This window comes from Streptomyces gamaensis (assembly GCF_042656465.1).
Taxonomy (GTDB): Bacteria; Actinomycetota; Actinomycetes; order Streptomycetales; family Streptomycetaceae; genus Streptomyces; species Streptomyces gamaensis.
In genome coordinates, this window is record NZ_JBHSPB010000012.1 from 77,000 (window position 1) to 96,191 (window position 19,192).

Consider the following 19,192-nt stretch of genomic DNA (forward strand, 5'->3'; position numbering starts at 1 on the left):
TCAGGACTCCTGGGTGACGGAGACGAGCACAGTTGCGTCTGGGCCGTCTCCTTCGATCTTGACGGGGTACACGGGGACGGGGCGCGTGGCGGGCAGCCCGGAGGGCTTGCCGGTGCGCAGGTCGAAGCTGGAGCCGTGCAGCCAGCACTCGATGGAGCAGTCCTCCACCTCGCCCTCGGAGAGGGAGACGTTCGCGTGCGAGCAGATGTCGTTTATCGCGAACACCTCGCCCTCGGTGCGGACGAGGGAGACGGGGACGCCGTCGAGCTCGACGCGCTTGGGGGTGTCCTCCTCCAGCTCGCCGAGCGCGCAGGCGCGGATGAAGCCACTCATGCGACCGACGCCTCCAGCTCTGCCTCGATCTTGGCGATGAGGCGCTCCTCCAGGTCCGGGATGCCGATCTGCTGCACGAGCTCGGCGAAGAAGCCGCGCACCACGAGGCGGCGGGCCTCGGCCTCGGGGATACCGCGGGCCATGAGGTAGAAGAGCTGCTCGTCGTCGAAGCGGCCGGTGGCCGAGGCGTGGCCGGCGCCGACGATCTCACCGGTCTCGATCTCCAGGTTGGGGACCGAGTCGACGCGGGCGCCGTCGGTGAGCACGAGGTTGCGGTTGAGCTCGTAGGTGTCGGTGCCCTGGGCGGCGGCGCGGATGAGGACGTCACCGATCCACACGGCGTGCGCGTCGCGGCCCTGGAGCGCGCCCTTGTAGGCGACGTTGCTGCGGCAGTGCGGGGTGTCGTGGTCGATGACCAGGCGGTGCTCCTGGTGCTGGCCGTTGTCGGTGAAGTACAGGCCGTACAGCTCGGCCTCGCCGCCGGGGGCGCCGTAGACGACCCGCGGGTGCAGGCGCACCAGGTCGCCGCCGAAGGTGACGATCACGGACTTGAAGGAGGCGTCGCGGCCGACGAGCGCGGTGTGCTGCCCGGCGTGGACGGCGGTCGCGTCCCAGTCCTGGACGGAGACGACGGTGAGCTTGGCGCCGTCGCCGATGAGGTACTCGACATTGGCGGCGAGGGTGGCGTCGCCGGTGTGGTCGATGACGACGACGGCCTCGGCGAAGGCGCCGATCTCGACGATCTGGTGGCCGAAGGCGACGCCGCCCTCGCCGTGCACGGAGATCCGGACGGGCTCGGTGAGCACGGTCTCCTTGGGCACGGAGACCACCGAGGCCTTCTCGAAGGAGCTGAAGGCCTGGGCGGCGACCCGGTCGACGGGCTTGCCGGCCCTGCCCAGGCGGGCGTCCTCGCGTCCGACGGTCTCGACGGTGACGCCCTCGGGGGCGCTGACCTCGACCTTGACGCCGCCGCCGGCGGCGGACGCGGCGGCCGTGCCGTCGTGCAGACCGCGGAGCCGCTCCAGCGGGGTGAAGCGCCACTCCTCCTCACGGCCGTGGGGCACGGGGAAGTCCGCGACGTCGTAGGAGGCGGGCGCGCTCGTGCGCGCGTCGATGGGCTGCCGGGGCCCGCCCACCTGGATGGCGCCGTCGGTCGTGCTGCCGGCGGGGGTGTTGTCGGCCATGGCTGTCGTGGTGCTCTCTTCCTGTCACAAAGGGATTCGCTGCAAAGGGCTGCCGGGCCGGCCCGGGTGCCGGCCGGCCGCGGCGGGGGGTCGGCTAGCCGACCGCGCCTTCCATCTGCAGCTCGATCAGCCGGTTGAGCTCCAGCGCGTACTCCATGGGCAGCTCGCGGGCGATGGGCTCGACGAAGCCGCGGACGATCATCGCCATCGCCTCGTCCTCGGACAGACCGCGGCTCATCAGGTAGAAGAGCTGGTCCTCGCTGACCTTGGAGACGGTCGCCTCGTGGCCCATGGACACGTCGTCCTCGCGGACGTCCACGTAGGGGTAGGTGTCCGAGCGGGAGACCGTGTCGACGAGCAGGGCGTCGCAGAGCACGTTGGACTTGGAGCCGTGGGCGCCCTCGCCGATCTCGATCAGGCCGCGGTAGGAGGTGCGGCCGCCGCCTCGCGCCACCGACTTGGAGACGATGTTGGAGGAGGTGTTGGGCGCCATGTGGACCATCTTGGCGCCGGCGTCCTGGTGCTGGCCCGTACCGGAGAAGGCGATGGAGAGCGTCTCGCCCTTGGCGTGCTCGCCCATCAGGTAGACGGCCGGGTACTTCATGGTCACCTTGGAGCCGATGTTGCCGTCGACCCACTCCATGGTCGCGCCCTCGTAGGCGACGGCGCGCTTGGTGACCAGGTTGTAGACGTTGTTCGACCAGTTCTGGATGGTCGTGTAGCGGCAGCGGCCGCCCTTCTTGACGATGATCTCCACGACGGCGCTGTGCAGCGAGTCGGAGGAGTAGATCGGGGCGGTGCAGCCCTCGACGTAGTGCACGTAGGCGTTCTCGTCGACGATGATCAGGGTCCGCTCGAACTGGCCCATGTTCTCCGTGTTGATGCGGAAGTAGGCCTGCAGCGGGATGTCGACGTGGACGCCCGGCGGGACGTAGATGAACGAGCCGCCGGACCACACGGCGGTGTTCAGGGAGGCGAACTTGTTGTCGCCGACCGGGATCACCGTGCCGAAGTACTCCTGGAAGAGCTCCGGGTGCTCCTTGAGCGCGGTGTCGGTGTCGAGGAAGATGACGCCCTGCTTCTCCAGGTCCTCACGGATCTGGTGGTAGACGACCTCCGACTCGTACTGGGCGGCGACACCGGCGACCAGGCGCTGCTTCTCGGCCTCCGGGATGCCCAGCTTGTCGTAGGTGTTCTTGATGTCCTGGGGCAGGTCCTCCCAGGAGGCGGCCTGCTTCTCGGTGGACCGCACGAAGTACTTGATGTTGTCGAAGTCGATGCCCGACAGGTCGGAACCCCAGGTCGGCATGGGCTTCTTCTCGAAGAGCCTGAGGCCCTTCAGACGCAGCTTGAGCATCCACTCCGGCTCGGACTTCTTCGCCGAGATGTCGCGGACGACCTCCTCGGACAGGCCGCGCTTGGCCGCGGCACCGGCCGCGTCGGAGTCGGCCCAGCCGTATTCGTAGGTGCCCAGGCCCTCGAGCTCAGGGTGGGCAGTCTCCGTGGGGAGAGTCATGCGGGGTTCCTCCCGGCCGTGCTGGCGGATGCTGTGGTGGTCTTGGTGATGCGTCGCGGCTTGCTCCGCGGGACGAACGTCGTACAGACACCGTCCCCGTGGGCGATGGTGGCCAGACGCTGCACATGGGTCCCCAGCAGGCGGGAGAAGACCTCGGTCTCCGCCTCGCACAGCTGCGGGAACTGCTCGGCGACATGGGCGACCGGGCAGTGGTGCTGGCAGAGCTGTTCGCCGACCGGTGCGCTACGCGCCGTAGCAGCGTACCCGTCGGCGGTCAATGCCTCGGCCAGGGCCTCGGTGCGCTTGTCGGGGGCGGCGGCCTCCAGGGCCTCGCGGTAGCCCTCGGCCTGCGCGGCCATCCGGGCGCGGGCGAAGGCGGCGACGGCCGCCTCGCCCTGCTCGCCGCCGCCCGCGCACCGGGCGATCCAGCGCAGGGCGTCCTCGGCGAGCTTGTCGTAGGCCTGGTCGAAGGCGTCCCGGCCGCAGTCGGTGAGCGCGAAGGCCTTCGCGGGGCGGCCGCGGGTCCGTGCGCCGTAGACCCGCTTCTCGCGGGGCTCGACCACGCCCTCGGCGACGAGGGTGTCGAGATGCCGGCGGACGGCGGCCTGGGTCAGCTGCAGGCGCAGCGCCAGCTCGGCCGCCGTGGACGGACCGTGATCGAGGATGGACCGGACGACACGGTTGCGCGTGCCGCGCTCCTCCTCACGCGCCGCCGTGACCCGGGGCGCAGGGGCCGGGGTCCCGGCGGCCTGCCCGGCCGTGGGGTCCTGCGGAGCCTTGCGCGCGTTTTTCACAACACCATTGTTGCGTAATTAGCCGGAGGCGGACAAGCGCCGTCGGGGCCGCCGAACGGTGTCCTCGATCACTAAGGGTCACCTAACCAACACCTGGTGATCATGCCGCGGCGCACCCCGGCGGGGTCCGGGGCGGCCCGGAGTTCGTAGACTTCCCTGCCATGCGCAGCGTCTTTCCGGGGGACACCCCCCGGCCCCGGGAGCCCGCGGTCGAGGTGCACGGCCTCGTCAAGCGGTACGGGCCGAAGACCGCCGTCGACGGGCTGGACCTGACCGTCGCCCGCGGCTCGGTCACCGCCGTGCTCGGCCCCAACGGCGCCGGCAAGACCACCACCGTCGAGACCTGCGAGGGCTACCGCCGCCCCGACGCCGGCACCGTCCGCGTCCTGGGCCTGGACCCCGTCGCCGACGCCGCGAAGCTGCGCCCCCGCATCGGGGTGATGCTGCAGAGCGGCGGCGTCTACCCCGGCGCCCGCGCCGGGGAGATGCTGCGCCACACCGCGACCCTGCACGCGCACCCCCTCGATGTCGCGGCCCTGACCGAGCGGCTCGGCCTGGGCTCCTGCGGCCGCACCCCCTACCGGCGGCTCTCCGGCGGCCAGCAGCAGCGCCTGGCGCTGGCCATGGCCGTCGTCGGCCGTCCCGAACTGGTCTTCCTCGACGAGCCGACCGCCGGCCTGGACCCGCAGGCCCGGCGCGCGACCTGGGACCTGGTGCGCGAGCTGCGCGCCGACGGCGTCACGGTCGTCCTGACCACCCACTACATGGACGAGGCCGAGGCACTCGCCGACGACGTCGCGATCGTCGACGGCGGCCGGGTGATCGCCCAGGGCGGCCCAGACGAGCTGTGCCGCGGCGGCGCGGAGAACACCCTGCGCTTCTCCGGCCGCCCCGGGCTCGACCTGGCCTCCCTCCTCAAGGCCCTGCCCGCGGACTCCGCGGCCGTGGAGCTGACCCCGGGCACGTACCGGGTCAGCGGCGAGATCGACCCGCAGCTGCTGGCGACCGTGACCACCTGGTGCGCGCAGCACGGCGTCATGCCGGACCGGATAGCGGTCGAACGGCACACGCTGGAGGACGTCTTCCTGGAACTGACCGGCAAGGAGCTGCGGGCATGAGCACGGACGCCGCCGACACCACCGCCGGCACCGCGAGCGGCCGGACGCCCGCCGGGGGCTTCTCCCCCAGGCCCGGCGCCGCGCCCCTGGGCCGGATGATCCGGGCGCAGGCCGCGCTGGAGACGCGGATGCTGCTGCGCAACGGCGAGCAGCTGCTGCTGACGGTGGTCATCCCCACCGTGCTGCTGGCCCTGTTCTCCAGCGTCGACATCGTCGACACCGGGGCCGGGAAGGCGGTGGACTTCCTGGCGCCGGGTGTGCTCGCGCTCGCCGTGATGTCGACGGCGTTCACCGGCCAGGCCATCGCGACCGGCTTCGAGCGCCGTTACGGGGTGCTCAAGCGGCTGGGCGCCTCGCCGCTGCCGCGCTGGGCGCTGATGACCGCGAAGACCTGCTCGGTGCTGGTCACCGAGGTGCTGCAGATCGCCCTGCTGACGGCGGTCGCCTTCGCGCTGGGCTGGTCGCCGCAGGGCGACCCGTTCTCCGTCGCGCTGCTGCTCGTGCTCGGCACGGCCGCGTTCTCCGGGCTCGGGCTGCTGATGGCGGGCACCCTCAGGGCCGAGGCGACGTTGGCCGCCGCGAACCTGGTCTTCCTGCTGCTGCTGGTCGGCGGCGGCGTGATCGTGCCGCTGGAGAAGTTCCCGGACGCCGCGCGTACGGTGCTTCAGCTGCTGCCGATCTCGGCGCTCTCGGGCGGGCTGCGGGACGTCCTCCAGCACGGCGCGGCCCTGCCCTGGGGGCAGCTCGGGGTGCTCGCCGCGTGGGCGGTGCTCGGGCTGGGCGCGGCGGCCCGCTTCTTCCGCTGGGAGTAGCGTCCCGCCGGGAGCAGCGCGCACGCCGGACCGGCACCCCCTCGTGAATTCATGCACAAGCGGGCGCTTACGATGACTCCCGTGCCGAAAACGCTGAATCCTCTCCAGCTCGTCGCCGACCGCTGGCAGCCCTCCGCGCGCTTCGTCGAACGGGCGGCGCTGGCCTGCGTCGTGATGTCCGTGGTCATCGTCGTGACCGGCGGCGCGGTCCGGCTCACCCAGTCCGGGCTCGGCTGCCCGACGTGGCCGACGTGCACGGAGGACAGCCTCACGCCCACGCCCGCGATGGGCATCAACGGCATCATCGAGTTCACCAACCGCATGCTCACCTACGTGCTGTGCGCGGTCGTGGGCGTGGCGATCACCGCGGCCCGCGCCCGGGATCCGCGGCGGCGCTCGCTGACCCGGCTGGGGTGGGCGCAGTTCTGGATCGTCGCGGCCAACGGCATCATCGGCGGCATCACCGTGCTCACGGGCCTCAACCCGTACATCGTCGCCGCGCACTTCCTGGCGGCGACCTCGCTGCTGACGGTGGCCGTGGTGATGTGGCTGCGCGCCCGCGAGGGGGACGCGGAGCCGCGCGATGTGGTGCCCCGGCCGGTGCGCCACATCGGCTGGGCACTGGTCGTCACCACCGCGCTGCTGATCCTGGCCGGCACGGCCGTCACCGGCTCCGGGCAGCACGCGGGCGACGCCTCCAGGGACGTCCACCGCATACCGCTGGACTGGCGCGAAGTCACCCAGCTGCACGCCGACTTCGTCTTCGTCGTGGTCGGTCTCGTCGTGGCGCTGTGGTTCGTGCTGCGGGCCGTGCGGGCGCCCGCGACGCCGCGCCGCCGGGTGGCGGAGCTGTTCGTCGTGCTGATGCTGCAGGGCGTCGTCGGCTACGTGCAGTACTTCAACGACTCGCCCGAAATCGTCGTCGGCACCCACATGTTGGGCTCCTGCCTGGTGTGGATCGCCGTGCTGCGGGTCTTCCTCTCGCTGCGGGAGCGCGGCGAGGCCGTGGCCGTGCCGCAGCCCTCCGGCTCCGGCGCGCAGGAGCCCGTACGCGCCGACGAGCCGACCCCCGCAGGCCGTTAGCGGGCCACCGGCCCGCCGGGAACGACCGCGCCCCCTTCTCACCGTGTGCGAGAAGGGGGCGTTCGCGTATCGCGTAGCGCGTACGGGCCGGGGCGGCTATGCAGGGCGGGCGAAGTTCACTGCGGTACGGCAGCGCCCCGAAGGGGCGCGGGGAACTGCGCGACCAGCCACGACGGCGCCGCAGTCGATCGACGACCCGTTCGCGGCACTTCCAGCGGAGCGCTCAGGCGGCGGGGTTGCGCGGCCCGCCGAGCTGGATGCCGGCCATGCGGGACCACTCGTAGGGGCCCGTACGGACCTTGGCCGCGAGCTCTCCGTCGAATTCCTCGTGCAGGGTCAGGCCCGCGAGTTCGGCGGCGCGGGCCGCGCTGGCGCGGGTCGGGGCGACGAGGTTGCCCCACTCCCCGTTCGCGCCGACGAGGGCGATGCGGGTGCTGCCCCGGCCGATGTGGGCGAGCTGGCCCTCGGCGCCGCCGCCGTGGCTGCGGGCGAACGCGGTGATCTGCCGGGCCAGCCGGGCCGCCCAGCGCTGTTCCCTGGCGTCGAGGGCCGCCTGCCCGGCCTGCTCCTCGGCCTGCTTGGTGTCTGCCATGACCAGGATGCTACCGACGGGTAGCACATATGGCGACGGGCGGCACCCGTGGCCTTGACCACCGGTGCCGCCCGCCGTCGCAACGCTCGTAGCAGCGCTCGTTCCCTAGCGCAGGAACGGATCTATCGCCACCGCCGTGAACAGCAGCGAGACATAGGTGATGGACCAGTGGAACAGCCGCATCTCCTTGAGCTTCGGGCCCGTGACGCCCGCCTTGGCCCGGGCCTGGAGCGCGTGCGCCTCCTTCAGCCAGAACGCGCCGCACAGCACGGCGACGGTGGTGTAGAACCAGCCCGTGTAGCCGAGCGGGGTGAGCAGCAGCGAGACGCCGACCATCACCCAGCTGTAGAGGACGATCTGCCGGGCCACGGCCTTGTTGCCGGCGATGACCGGCAGCATCGGCACGCTCGCCCGCTCGTAGTCGTCCTTGACCTTCATCGACAGCGGCCAGTAGTGCGGCGGCGTCCAGAAGAAGATGACGAGGAAGAGGATGAGCGAGGCCCAGGAGACCTCGTTCTTCACGGCGGACCAGCCGATGATGACCGGCAGACAGCCCGCGATGCCGCCCCAGACGATGTTCTGCGCGGTGCGGCGCTTGAGAATCATCGTGTAGACGACGGTGTAGAACAGCGAGGCGCCCAGCGAGAGCATCGCCGACAGGGGGTTGACCAGGTACCAGAACCACACGGTCGAGCCGACGGTGAGCACCGAGGCGAAGACCAGGCACTCGCGCGGCGAGACCATGCCGGTCACCAGCGGCCGCTGGGCGGTACGGGCCATCAGCGCGTCGATGTCGCGGTCGTAGTACATGTTGAACGCGCCCGCGCCACCGGCGGAGAGATAGCCGCCGACGCACGTGGCGAGAACCAGCCACAGGTCCGGGACGCCCTGTGCCGCGAGGAACATCACCGGCACCGTCGTCATCAGCAGCAGCTCGATGACGCGCGGCTTCGTCAGCGCCACGAAAGCCTTGACTCGGGCCCCGAGCGGCCGGTGACGAACAGGGCTCCTGGAGCTCTCTGCAAGCACCCCCGCAGGACGGGATTCGACGGCCGTCACGCACACCCCTGACAGAGATAAGGCCAGCAAGCACGTCCGGGTGTGAATCCCCGGTAAAGGCTTGCGCGTACCACGCCACTCTAGACGCAGGGGGGAGCACGGCCTTCGCCGGGGTGCGCTCGTGTCCGCACCCTTGTCCGTACCGTTGTCCGTACCGTTGTCCGCGCTCCTGCCCGCGCCTTCGCCCGCCCCGTAAAGGCCGTCGGCGGCCCCCGGACCTGACAGAACGGTCGCGCTCGGGAGGCGGGCCCAGGGCGGGGGCGGCAGGCTGGTGCCATGGCCGAAGTGTGCCTCCGGGAATCATTCGGTTCCGTGTGCGGTTGCCCGGGACATCACGTCGACACCCGACAATTCAGACGGCTGATGCGGGCCCCGACAAAGAGGCCGAAAAGATGCGCGTCAAAGCGGGGGTAGGCTCGACAACGCCGCGTCGTGGCGGAACATACCGCCCCCGGCCGATTGACCATGTGGAGAGGAGCCCTGATCCGAGGGTGAGCACCAAGCCGACCACCACAGACCTCGAATGGACCGAACTGGACCAGCGGGCCGTCGATACCGCCCGCGTCCTGGCCATGGACTCCGTGCAGAAGGTCGGCAACGGCCATCCGGGCACGGCCATGAGCCTGGCGCCCGCCGCGTACCTGCTGTTCCAGAAGCTGATGCGGCACGACCCCAGTGACGCCGACTGGGTCGGCCGTGACCGCTTCGTCCTCTCGCCCGGCCACACCAGCCTGACGCTGTACGTCCAGCTGTTCATGGCGGGTTACGGCCTGGAGCTGTCGGACCTGAAGTCGTTCCGCACCTGGGACAGCAAGACGCCCGGTCACCCGGAGCACGGTCACACGCGCGGTGTGGAGACCACCACCGGCCCGCTGGGCCAGGGCATCGCCAACGCCGTGGGCATGGCGATGGCCGCCCGTTACGAGCGTGGCCTGTTCGACCCGGAGGCACCCGAGGGCGCCTCGCCGTTCGACCACACGATCTGGGCGATCGTCTCCGACGGCGACCTGGAGGAGGGCATCTCCGCCGAGGCGTCCTCGCTCGCCGGTCACCAGAAGCTCGGCAACATCGTCGCGCTCTACGACGACAACCACATCTCGATCGAGGGCGACACCGAGACCGCCTTCTCCGAGGACGTGCTCAAGCGCTACGAGGCCTACGGCTGGCACGTGCAGCGCATCGAGCAGGCGGCCAACGGCGACTTCGACGTCCAGGCGCTGTACGCGGCGCTGAAGGCGGCGCAGGCCGAGACCGAGCGCCCCTCCCTGATCGCGGCCCGCACGATCATCGCCTGGCCGGCCCCGAACGCGCAGAACACCGAGGCCTCGCACGGCTCGGCGCTCGGCGCGGAGGAGGTCGCCGCCACCAAGCGCGTGCTGAACTTCGACCCCGAGCAGCACTTCCAGGTCGAGGACGAGGTCTTCGAGCACGTCCGCAAGGTCGTCGACCGCGGCCGTGAGGCGCACGCCACCTGGGACAAGAAGCTGCAGGAGTGGCGGGCCGCCAACGCCGGGCGCGCCGCCCTGTTCGACCGCGTCTGCGCGGGCGAGCTGCCCGACGGCTGGGAGAAGGCCGTCCCGGTCTTCCCGGCGGGCAAGGACGTCGCGACCCGCAAGGCCTCCGGCGAGGTCCTCAAGGCGCTGGGCGCCGTGGTCCCCGAGCTGTGGGGCGGCTCCGCCGACCTCGCGGGCTCGAACAACACCACCATCGACCCGTCCTCGTCGTTCCTGCCGAAGGGCAACCCGCTGCCGGAGGCCGACCCCTACGGCCGCACCGTGCACTTCGGTATCCGCGAGCACGCCATGGGCTCGACCATGAACGGCATCGCGCTGCACGGCAACACCCGTGTCTACGGCGGCACCTTCCTGGTGTTCTCCGACTACATGCGCCCGGCCGTGCGCCTGGCCGCGCTGATGAAGCTGCCGGTCACCTACGTGTGGACGCACGACTCCATCGGCCTGGGCGAGGACGGCCCGACGCACCAGCCGGTCGAGCACATGGCCGCGCTGCGTGCCATTCCGGGCCTGAACATGGTGCGCCCGGCCGACGCCAACGAGACCGCGATCGCCTGGCGCGAGATCATGCGCCGCCACTCCGTCAAGCCGGCCCCGCACGGGCTCGCGCTGACCCGCCAGAACGTGCCGACCTACGAGGTCGACGAGGGCGCGGCCAAGGGCGGTTACGTGCTGCTGGAGGCCGAGGGCGGCCGTCCGCAGGTGATCCTGGTCGCCACCGGTTCCGAGGTGCAGCTGGCCGCCGAGGCCCGTGACGTGCTGCAGGCCGAGGGCATCCCGACCCGGGTGGTCTCCATGCCGTGCGTCGAGTGGTTCGAGGAGCAGGACCAGGCGTACCGCGACGGCGTGCTGCTGCCGGACGTCAAGGCCCGGGTCGCGGTCGAGGCGGGCATCGGCCTGACCTGGCACCGCTACGTCGGCGAGGCCGGCCGGATCGTCTCGCTGGAGCACTTCGGCGCCTCCGCCGACTACCAGGTGCTCTACCGGGAGTTCGGCATCACCGCCGAGGCCGTGGTCGCCGCCGCCCGCGAGTCGATCGAGCACGTCGAGGCCAACCGTCGCTGACGCGGCGCCCGCCCCAGACCTTCCCATCAAGTAGGAGATGCAGTTCCCATGACAGACGCACTCAAGCGCCTCTCCGACGAGGGCGTCGCGATCTGGCTGGACGACCTGTCCCGCAAGCGCATCACGTCCGGCAACCTCGCCGAGCTGATCGACGAGAGCCACGTCGTCGGTGTGACGACGAACCCGTCGATCTTCCAGAAGGCGATCTCGGGCGGCGACGGGTACGAGCGCCAGCTGGCCGACCTCGCGGCCCGCAAGGTCACCGTCGACGAGGCCATCCGCATGATCACGACGGCGGACGTACGCGACGCCGCGGACATCCTGCGCCCGGTCTTCGACGCCACCGACGGCCAGGACGGCCGGGTCTCCATCGAGGTCGACCCGCGCCTGGCCCACAACACGACCGCCACGGTCGCCGAGGCCAAGCAGCTGGCCTGGCTCGTGGACCGTCCGAACACGCTCATCAAGATCCCGGCGACCAAGGCCGGCCTCCCGGCGATCGCCGAGGTCATCGGCCTGGGCATCAGCGTCAACGTCACGCTGATCTTCTCGCTGGAGCGCTACCGCGCGGTGATGGACGCCTACCTGACGGGTCTGGAGAAGGCGAAGGCCGCGGGCCTGGACCTGTCCCTGATCCACTCGGTGGCCTCCTTCTTCGTCTCCCGCGTCGACACCGAGATCGACAAGCGGCTGGACGCGCTGGGCACCGACGAGGCCAAGGGGCTGCGCGGCAAGGCGGCGCTCGCCAACGCCCGTCTGGCGTACCAGGCCTACGAGGAGGTCTTCGCCTCGGACCGCTGGCTGGCCCTGGAGAAGGCCGGCGCCAACAAGCAGCGTCCGCTGTGGGCCTCGACCGGTGTGAAGGACCCGGCCTACAAGGACACGCTGTACGTCGACGACCTGGTCGCCCCGAACACGGTCAACACCATGCCGGAGGCCACCCTGGAGGCGACCGCCGACCACGGGCAGATCACCGGTGACACCGTGCGCGGCACCTACGAGCAGGCCAGGGCCGAGCTCGACGCGGTCGAGCGGCTGGGGATCTCCTACGACGAGGTCGTCCAGCTCCTGGAGGACGAGGGCGTCGACAAGTTCGAGCAGTCCTGGAACGACCTGCTGAAGTCCACCGAGGCGGAGCTCAGGCGCCTCGCCCCGGAGGCATGAATTGAGCACCAGCAGCAACGCGCTGCGTGACGCTCAGGACCGACGGCTCCCGCGTATCGCGGGGCCGTCGGGCCTGGTCATCTTTGGCGTCACGGGCGATTTGTCCCGAAAGAAGCTGATGCCGGCGGTCTACGACCTCGCCAACCGCGGGCTGCTGCCGCCGGGCTTCTCGCTCGTCGGCTTCGCACGCCGCGACTGGGAGGACGAGGACTTCGCCAAGGTCGTGCACGACGCCGTCAAGGAGCACTCGCGCACGCCCTTCCGCGAGGAGGTCTGGCAGCAGCTGGTCCAGGGCTGCCGGTTCGTCCAGGGCGACTTCGACGACGACGCGGCCTTCGAGACCCTGAAGCACACGGTCCTCGAACTGGACAAGGCGCAGGGCACGGGCGGCAACTTCGCCTTCTACCTCTCCGTCCCGCCGAAGTTCTTCCCCAAGGTCGTCCAGCAGCTCAAGAAGCACGGCCTGGCCGACGCCCCCGAAGGCTCCTGGCGGCGCGCCGTCATCGAAAAGCCCTTCGGCCACGACCTGAAGAGCGCCCAGGAGCTCAACGCGATCGTCCACGAGGTCTTCCCCCCGCAGGAGGTCTTCCGGATCGACCACTACCTGGGCAAGGAGACGGTCCAGAACATCCTGGCGCTGCGCTTCGCCAACACCCTCTTCGAGCCGATCTGGAACCGGTCCTACGTCGACCACGTGCAGATCACCATGGCCGAGGACATCGGCATCGGCGGCCGGGCCGGCTACTACGACGGCATCGGCGCCGCGCGCGACGTCATCCAGAACCACCTGCTGCAGCTGCTGGCGCTGACCGCCATGGAGGAGCCCGCCTCCTTCGACGCGGACGCGGTGGCGGCGGAGAAGACCAAGGTCCTGGGCGCCGTCCGGCTGCCGAAGAACCTCGGCAAGGAGACCGTGCGCGGCCAGTACGCGCACGGCTGGCAGGGCGGCGAGGAGGTCGTCGGCTACCTGGAGGAAGAGGGCATCGACCCCGCCTCGAAGACCGACACCTACGCGGCCGTCAAGCTGGAGATCGACAACCGCCGCTGGGCGGGCGTCCCCTTCTACCTGCGCACCGGCAAGCGGCTCGGCCGCCGCGTCACCGAGATCGCGGTGGTCTTCCAGCGCGCCCCGCACTCGCCCTTCGACCACACCGCCACCGAGGAGCTGGGGCAGAACGCCCTGGTCATCCGGGTGCAGCCGGACGAGGGCGTCACCATGCGGTTCGGTTCGAAGGTGCCGGGCACCTCGATGGAGGTCCGGGACGTGTCGATGGACTTCGCCTACGGCGAGTCCTTCACCGAGTCCAGCCCGGAGGCGTACGAGCGGCTCATCCTCGATGTGCTGCTCGGCGAGTCCAACCTCTTCCCGCGCCTGAAGGAGGTCGAGCTCTCCTGGCAGATCCTCGACCCGATCGAGGAGTACTGGGACAAGCACGGCACGCCGGCGCAGTACCCGGCCGGCACCTGGGGCCCGGTCGAGGCGGACGAGATGCTGGCACGAGACGGACGGAGCTGGCGCCGGCCATGAAGATCGACCTTACGGACACCACGGCCAGCAAGATCAACAATGCTCTGGTCCACGGGCGCCGCGCCATCGGCACCCCGACCATCGGCATGGTGCTCACGCTGGTCATCGTCACCGACGAGGAGCACGCCTACGACGCGCTCAAGGCCGCCAACGAGGCCTCCCGCGAGCACCCCTCGCGCAAGCTCGTGGTCATCAAGCGCGTCAGCCGCTCCCCCCGCGAACGGGCCAAGGCCCGCCTCGACGCCGAGGTCCGCGTCGGCACCTCCGCCGGCGCGGGCGAGACCGTCGTGCTGCGGCTGTACGGCGATGTCATCGACCACGCCCAGTCGGTGGTCCTGCCGCTGCTGCTGCCGGACGCCCCCGTGGTCGTCTGGTGGCCCGTCGGCTCGCCCGTCGACCCCAAGCAGGACCCGCTCGGCGCCCTCGGGCAGCGGCGCGTCACCGACACCTACGCCGCCGAGGACCCGCTCGCCGACCTCACCGCCCGCGCCTCGCGCTACACGCCCGGCGACACCGACCTGGCCTGGACCCGGATCACGCCGTGGCGCTCGATGCTCGCGGCCGCGCTCGACCAGCAGCACGCCCCAATCGTCTCCGCCGAGGTCGAGGGCGAGAGCTACAACCCCAGCGCCGAACTGCTGGCCATGTGGCTCGCCGACCGCCTGGGCGTGCCCGTCGAGCGCACCGTCTCCGACGGGCCGGGCCTGACGGCCGTACGCCTGGAGACCAAGAACGGGCCGATCGTCCTGGACCGCCCGAACGGCTCGCTGGCCACCCTGTGCATGCCCGGCCAGCCCGACCGCTCGGTCGCCCTCCAGCGGCGCGACACCTCCGAGCTGCTCGCCGAGGAGCTGCGCCGCCTCGACCCGGACGTCATCTACGAGTCCGCGCTCAAGTACGGCACGGACCGGCTCGGCGCACCGGCCCCCGAGGCGGCGGACGCCCCCAAGGCCGCCGAGGCCAAGGCCGCTCCGGCCGGGGCCGACGCCGGGGCGAAGCCCGCGGCCCCCGCGAAGAAGGCCGCCGGCGGCGGCAAGAAGGCGGCCGGCAAGTGAGCGCACCGCAGATCGTCGTCCACCGGGACAAGGAGCTGATGGCCCAGGCCGCGGCGGCCCGGCTGATCACGAAGATCGTGGACGCGCAGGCCGCGCGCGGCTCCGCCTCCGTCGTCCTGACCGGCGGGCGCAACGGCAACGGGCTGCTCGCGGCCCTCGCCGGGGCGCCCGCCCGGGACGCGGTGGACTGGTCGCGGCTCGACCTGTGGTGGGGCGACGAACGCTTCCTGCCCGAGGGCGACCCGGAGCGCAACGACACCCAGGCCCGGCAGGCGCTCCTCGACACGGTGCCGCTGGACCCGGCCCGGGTGCACACGATGCCGGTGGTCGGCGGCCCGTACGGCGCCGACGCCGACGCGGCCGCCGCCGGGTACGCGGCCGAACTCGCCGCCGCCGCGCGGCCCGAGGACCACGCGGCCGTGCCCGCCTTCGACGTCCTGCTGCTGGGCGTCGGCCCGGACACGCACGTGGCCTCCCTCTTCCCGGAGCTCCCGGGCGTCCGCGAGACCGAACGCACGGTCGTCGGCGTCCACGGCTCCCCGAAGCCGCCGCCGACCCGCATCTCACTGACCCTCCCCGCGATCCGGGCGGCCCGCGAGGTGTGGCTGCTGGCGGCGGGCGAGGACAAGGCGGGTGCGGTGGCGATGGCGCTGTCGGGTGCGGGCGAGATCCAGGCACCGGCCGCCGGTGCGTACGGCCGGTCACGCACGCTGTGGCTACTGGACCAGGCGGCTGCGGCGCAGCTGCCGCGGGCTCTGTACCCGCCGGCGTCGGCCTGAGAAAACCAAACGCCGGACGGGCTTGATTTTCAAGCCCGTCCGGCGATTGAGGACGAGCGGCGCAGCCGCGATCGGGGGGTCCGGGGGGCGCAGCCCCCCGGAACAGCAAGCCCGGTTCCGGGCAACCGTTACGCGTGACCCAAGGTCTCGTCCTCCGACGGCTCCTCGCGAAGCGACAACGCGTCAACCTTCGTCTCGTCGATCACCGGCGGAGCCGGCCGCGGCGGCCTGGGCATGACGGCCGCCTCGGAGTGGCCGCCGCAGCCGTACGACAGGGAGACCACGTGCCCGTCGGCGGGGCCGAACTCGTTGGCGCACACGCCGAAGGCCTGGCCGAGGGAGCCCCCGATGGGGACGAGGAAGCCGCAGGTGACGCAGGAGGCGGGGGCGGCCTGTGCCATGGGGGTCTTCGCGCCGTGGGACTCGTCCCAGCGGTCGGCGGCGGTGTGCAGGCCGTAGCGGGAGAGGACGCGGGCGCGCCGCATGCCGAGTTCCTCGGCGACGGCGGCGATGGAGCCGCGCGCGGGCGCGGTCGGCTGCGCGGAGGGCGGTCCGGCGGAGACGTCCGCGTCCTCGGCGTCGGCGAGCGCGGTCATCTCGGCGGAGACGGCCGAGTTCGGCGGCGGCGCGTCCTCACCGGAGTAGCCGGGCTCCAGGCGCAGGTCCTCGGAGTCGGTGGGCAGCAGGTCGCCGGGGCCCATGTCGCCGGGGCGCAGCCGCTCGCTCCAGGGCACCCATTCGGGGGCGAGGAGCGCGTCGGGGCCGGGGAGCAGCACGGTCTCGTCGAGGGTGACGCTGCGGGCGCGGGAGGCGCGGGCGACGGTGACGGCCCAGCGCCAGCCGCGGTAGCCGGGGTCCGCGCAGTGGAAGTAGTGCGTGACGACGCGGTCCCCGTCGGCGACGGCCTCGACGTGCTCGCCGACCGTGCCCGGGCGCGCGGCCTCCTCGGCGGCCTCCCGGGCGAGTTCGACCGCCTCGGCGCACAGGCGGTCCGGGGTACGGCTTCGCATCGCAGCACTCACAAGAATCGATTCTCTCTTCCACGCCGTCTCACGAGTGCGCCGGCCGGTACGGCCGGGACGGCGGACGGAGCGGACCGCAGGACCGCGTCGACGTCCACGCCCGAACGGCCTCGGGGCGCACCTGGTCACTTCCCATTCTGCGGGATGGTGACCCGGGGCGCGGAAAGGAACGACCGCCGGTGGCGCGTTGTGCACGCTACCCCGCTGGGAGCCGTGGAGAACAGCCGGGCCGCGCGGACGAGCGTGAGGTGACGGAGTGCGCCGTGCGGTCGCACTCGGTGCCCGGGGCGGTGCGGGGTGGGGCAGTATGGCGTGGTGGGAGCCATCCGGTCGGCCTCGGGAGGTCCGTTCCGCCGCGGTGTCCGCGGTGCGGGCCGGGCCCTGCGCCGCCCGGTGACGGGCCTGGCACGCGGGGTGCGCAGGGCCACGCACGCGCACGGGGCGGGCGAGTCGGGGCTGGGCAAGCTCATCGAGCTGCACGCGGTGCACTCGGCGGGCGACATGCTGATCACGGTGGCGCTCGCGTCCACGGTGTTCTTCTCGGTGCCCACGGACCAGGCGCGCGGCCGGGTCGCGCTGTACCTGGCGGTGACGATGGCGCCGTTCGCGCTGCTGGCCCCGGTGATCGGGCCGCTGCTGGACCGGATCCCGCACGGCCGGCGCGCGGCGATGGCCGGGGCGATGGTCGCGCGGGCGCTGCTGGCGCTGATGATGTCGGGCGCGGTGGAGAGCGGCGGTCTGGAGCTGTATCCGGCGGCGCTGGGGGTGCTGGTGTCGTCGAAGGCGTACGGGGTGGTGCGCTCGGCGGTCGTGCCCCGGCTGCTGCCGCCCCGGATCTCCCTGGTGAAGGCGAACTCGCGGGTGACGCTGGGCGGGCTGATCGCGACGGGGGCGGCGGCCCCGCTGGGCGCGGGGCTGCATCTGCTGGGGCCGGCGTTCCCGCTGTACGGGGCGTCCGCGGTGTTCGTGCTGGGCACGGTGCTGTCGCTGTCGCTGCCGCACAAGGTGGACTCGGCGAAGGGCGAGAGCCGGGCCCGGCTGCTGTCGGGCGACCGCCGCCCGTACCGGCCCGTACGCGGCTACAGCACCCTCACCCGGTACGGGCGCGAGCGCGGCAAGCGCAGTGATCGCCGTAAGCAGCGCAGGGCGCCGGGGCTGACCACGGTGGGCAGTTCGGTGCTGCACGCGCTGCAGGCCAACAGCGCGCTGCGCTGGCTGTCGGGCTTCCTGACGTTCTTCCTGGCGTTCCTGCTGCGCGTGCATCCGCTGGACGGTCTCAGTCCGGTGGTCTCCATGGGGATCGTCGCCGTCGCGGCGGGCGGCGGCAACGCGCTGGGCACGGCCATCGGCGCGCTGCTGCGCTCGCGCAGCCCGGAGTGGACGATCGCGACGGTGCTGAGCGCGACGCTGGGCGCGGCCGTGTTCGCGGCCGTGTTCTTCAGCCCGTTCGCGGTGGCCGCGGTCGCCGCCGTCGCCGGCATCTCGCAGGCCCTGGGCAAGCAGTCCCTGGACTCGCTGATCCAGCGGGACGTCCCGGAGAGCGTGCGCACCTCGGCGTTCGCCCGCTCCGAGACGCTGCTGCAGATGTGCTGGGTGGCCGGCGGGGCCATCGGCATCCTGCTGCCCCTCAACGGCGTCCTGGGCATGGCCGTGGCGGCGGCCGTGCTCGCGCTGGGCGTGGCCACTGCCGTACGGGGCCTGCTGACGGCGGCCCGGCGCGGCTCGCCGCACCCCCGCGTGGCGTGATCGGAGCGGCCCGATAGCCTGCCCGCATGACCGCTGCGTTTTTCCGGGGCAAGCGCCGCCGTGCCGTTGCCGCCGCCGGGGCCGTGACCTTCGGGCTCCTGGCTCTCTCCGCCTGCGACAAGCCGACGCCGCTGGCGACGGTCACCGTCGGCTCGACCACGGTGACCTCCGAGGCCGCCTGCTACAACGACGGTGACGCCATCGCCACCAAGGAGGCGCCCGGCTGCCTGAACGAAGAGGGCAAGGCCATCAAGGCGTCCATGGAGGACAAGGTCCGCCTCGGTGTGGAGCCGAAGGTCGCCGACGAGGGCTGGACCATCTTCATCAACGGCGCCCCGGTCGAGCCGGAGCCCAACAAGAAGACCTACCGGTCCATTCCGGCCAGCGCCTTCTTCTCCTCCGGCACGGGCGGCTTCTCCGAGAAGGCCCGGGTCAGCATCGTCGAGGCGAAGTCCGGCAAGGCGCTGGGCATCTGGAACTTCACGCTGGAGCGCTCGAACTGACGCCGCGGGAACCCGGAACCGTGCGCGTCCTCGTCGTCACGGCCGTCGACGCCGAACGCGACGCGATCCTGCGCGGCGCGCCTGCGGCGGGCCCGCCGGAAGTGATCGCGGTACCGGGCGCGGTGCTGCACCGGGTGGTCTGCCCGGCCGACGCGGCGCCGGTCCGGCCGCCGGCCGGGGGCGCCACGGACACGAATCCGGCGCCCGCCGACGGCCGGTCGAGGGCGGACGCCCCGTCCACCGCCGACGCGGCCACGACGCGGCACAGCACCCCGACGGCCCGGCCGTCGGCCGAGGACACCACGGACACGAATCCGCCGCCCCC

At 72.0% G+C, this 19,192-nt stretch carries 17 protein-coding genes; 10 read left to right on the forward strand and 7 right to left on the reverse strand.

The window, feature by feature from the left end:
- The 4 genes from ACFP1Z_RS20225 to ACFP1Z_RS20240 all read right to left on the reverse strand — a co-directional run bounded on the left by ACFP1Z_RS20225 (position 1) and on the right by ACFP1Z_RS20240 (position 3,827).
- The gene (locus tag ACFP1Z_RS20225; RefSeq protein WP_390318006.1) at positions 1–333 is read right to left on the reverse strand and encodes a non-heme iron oxygenase ferredoxin subunit; all 333 of its coding nucleotides are present in this window, start codon (positions 331–333) and stop codon (positions 1–3) included.
- Positions 330–1,517 (reverse strand): Fe-S cluster assembly protein SufD, encoded by a 1,188-nt coding sequence (sufD, locus tag ACFP1Z_RS20230; protein ID WP_390318008.1) that lies wholly within the window; start codon positions 1,515–1,517, stop codon positions 330–332. The genes ACFP1Z_RS20225 and sufD overlap by 4 nt, the downstream gene beginning before the upstream one ends.
- A 94-nt stretch (positions 1,518–1,611) precedes the next feature.
- Positions 1,612–3,033 (reverse strand): Fe-S cluster assembly protein SufB, encoded by a 1,422-nt coding sequence (sufB, locus tag ACFP1Z_RS20235; RefSeq protein ID WP_390318010.1) that lies wholly within the window; start codon positions 3,031–3,033, stop codon positions 1,612–1,614.
- The gene (locus ACFP1Z_RS20240) at positions 3,030–3,827 is read right to left on the reverse strand and encodes a helix-turn-helix transcriptional regulator (RefSeq protein ID WP_390318013.1); all 798 of its coding nucleotides are present in this window, start codon (positions 3,825–3,827) and stop codon (positions 3,030–3,032) included. Before ACFP1Z_RS20240 ends, sufB begins: the two co-directional genes overlap by 4 nt.
- A gap of 161 nt (positions 3,828–3,988) precedes the next feature.
- Between ACFP1Z_RS20240 and ACFP1Z_RS20245 the strand changes: the two genes are divergently transcribed.
- The 3 genes from ACFP1Z_RS20245 (at position 3,989) to ACFP1Z_RS20255 (ending at position 6,840) form a co-directional block, all read left to right on the forward strand.
- Positions 3,989–4,945 carry an ABC transporter ATP-binding protein gene (locus ACFP1Z_RS20245; protein WP_390318015.1) on the forward strand — a complete coding sequence of 319 codons (957 nt, stop codon included), beginning with the start codon at positions 3,989–3,991 and terminating at the stop codon, positions 4,943–4,945.
- On the forward strand, positions 4,942–5,757 hold the full coding sequence (locus ACFP1Z_RS20250) for an ABC transporter permease (protein ID WP_390318017.1): 816 nt from the start codon (positions 4,942–4,944) through the stop codon (positions 5,755–5,757). The genes ACFP1Z_RS20245 and ACFP1Z_RS20250 overlap by 4 nt, the downstream gene beginning before the upstream one ends.
- 81 nt (positions 5,758–5,838) lie before the next feature.
- Positions 5,839–6,840 carry a COX15/CtaA family protein gene (locus ACFP1Z_RS20255; protein ID WP_390318018.1) on the forward strand — a complete coding sequence of 334 codons (1,002 nt, stop codon included), beginning with the start codon at positions 5,839–5,841 and terminating at the stop codon, positions 6,838–6,840.
- Between the two features lie 223 nt (positions 6,841–7,063).
- Here ACFP1Z_RS20255 and ACFP1Z_RS20260 read toward each other — a convergent pair whose 3' ends face one another.
- Positions 7,064–7,432, reverse strand: coding sequence for a hypothetical protein (locus ACFP1Z_RS20260; RefSeq protein ID WP_390318020.1), 369 nt, complete (start codon positions 7,430–7,432; stop codon positions 7,064–7,066).
- Positions 7,433–7,537: 105 nt separating this feature from the next.
- Entirely contained in the window at positions 7,538–8,491 is a 954-nt protein-coding gene (locus ACFP1Z_RS20265) for a heme o synthase (RefSeq protein ID WP_390318022.1), read from the reverse strand.
- A 491-nt stretch (positions 8,492–8,982) separates the two neighbouring features.
- Between ACFP1Z_RS20265 and tkt the strand changes: the two genes are divergently transcribed.
- The 5 genes from tkt to pgl are packed head-to-tail and all read left to right on the forward strand — an operon-like array spanning position 8,983 to position 15,596.
- On the forward strand, positions 8,983–11,070 hold the full coding sequence (gene tkt / locus ACFP1Z_RS20270) for a transketolase (protein WP_390318024.1): 2,088 nt from the start codon (positions 8,983–8,985) through the stop codon (positions 11,068–11,070).
- A gap of 48 nt (positions 11,071–11,118) precedes the next feature.
- Positions 11,119–12,234 (forward strand): transaldolase, encoded by a 1,116-nt coding sequence (gene tal, locus ACFP1Z_RS20275; RefSeq protein WP_390318025.1) that lies wholly within the window; start codon positions 11,119–11,121, stop codon positions 12,232–12,234.
- Between the two features lies 1 nt (position 12,235).
- Complete coding sequence (gene zwf / locus ACFP1Z_RS20280) at positions 12,236–13,762, forward strand: glucose-6-phosphate dehydrogenase (protein WP_390318027.1); 1,527 nt, start codon at positions 12,236–12,238, stop codon at positions 13,760–13,762.
- Positions 13,759–14,817, forward strand: coding sequence for a glucose-6-phosphate dehydrogenase assembly protein OpcA (opcA, locus tag ACFP1Z_RS20285; protein ID WP_390318028.1), 1,059 nt, complete (start codon positions 13,759–13,761; stop codon positions 14,815–14,817). The genes zwf and opcA overlap by 4 nt, the downstream gene beginning before the upstream one ends.
- Positions 14,814–15,596, forward strand: coding sequence for a 6-phosphogluconolactonase (gene pgl, locus ACFP1Z_RS20290; protein WP_390318030.1), 783 nt, complete (start codon positions 14,814–14,816; stop codon positions 15,594–15,596). Before opcA ends, pgl begins: the two co-directional genes overlap by 4 nt.
- 128 nt (positions 15,597–15,724) lie before the next feature.
- On the opposite strand, the gene ACFP1Z_RS20295 is transcribed toward pgl, so the two are convergent.
- A complete protein-coding gene (locus ACFP1Z_RS20295) occupies positions 15,725–16,606 on the reverse strand; it encodes a DUF3027 domain-containing protein (RefSeq protein ID WP_390318031.1) in 882 nt (293 codons plus the stop codon).
- Positions 16,607–16,933: 327 nt separating this feature from the next.
- Between ACFP1Z_RS20295 and ACFP1Z_RS20300 the strand changes: the two genes are divergently transcribed.
- Positions 16,934–18,364, forward strand: coding sequence for an MFS transporter (locus ACFP1Z_RS20300; protein WP_390318033.1), 1,431 nt, complete (start codon positions 16,934–16,936; stop codon positions 18,362–18,364).
- 26 nt (positions 18,365–18,390) lie between these two features.
- Positions 18,391–18,867 carry a DUF2771 domain-containing protein gene (locus tag ACFP1Z_RS20305; RefSeq protein ID WP_390318034.1) on the forward strand — a complete coding sequence of 159 codons (477 nt, stop codon included), beginning with the start codon at positions 18,391–18,393 and terminating at the stop codon, positions 18,865–18,867.
- Positions 18,868–19,192: the final 325 nt, after the last annotated feature.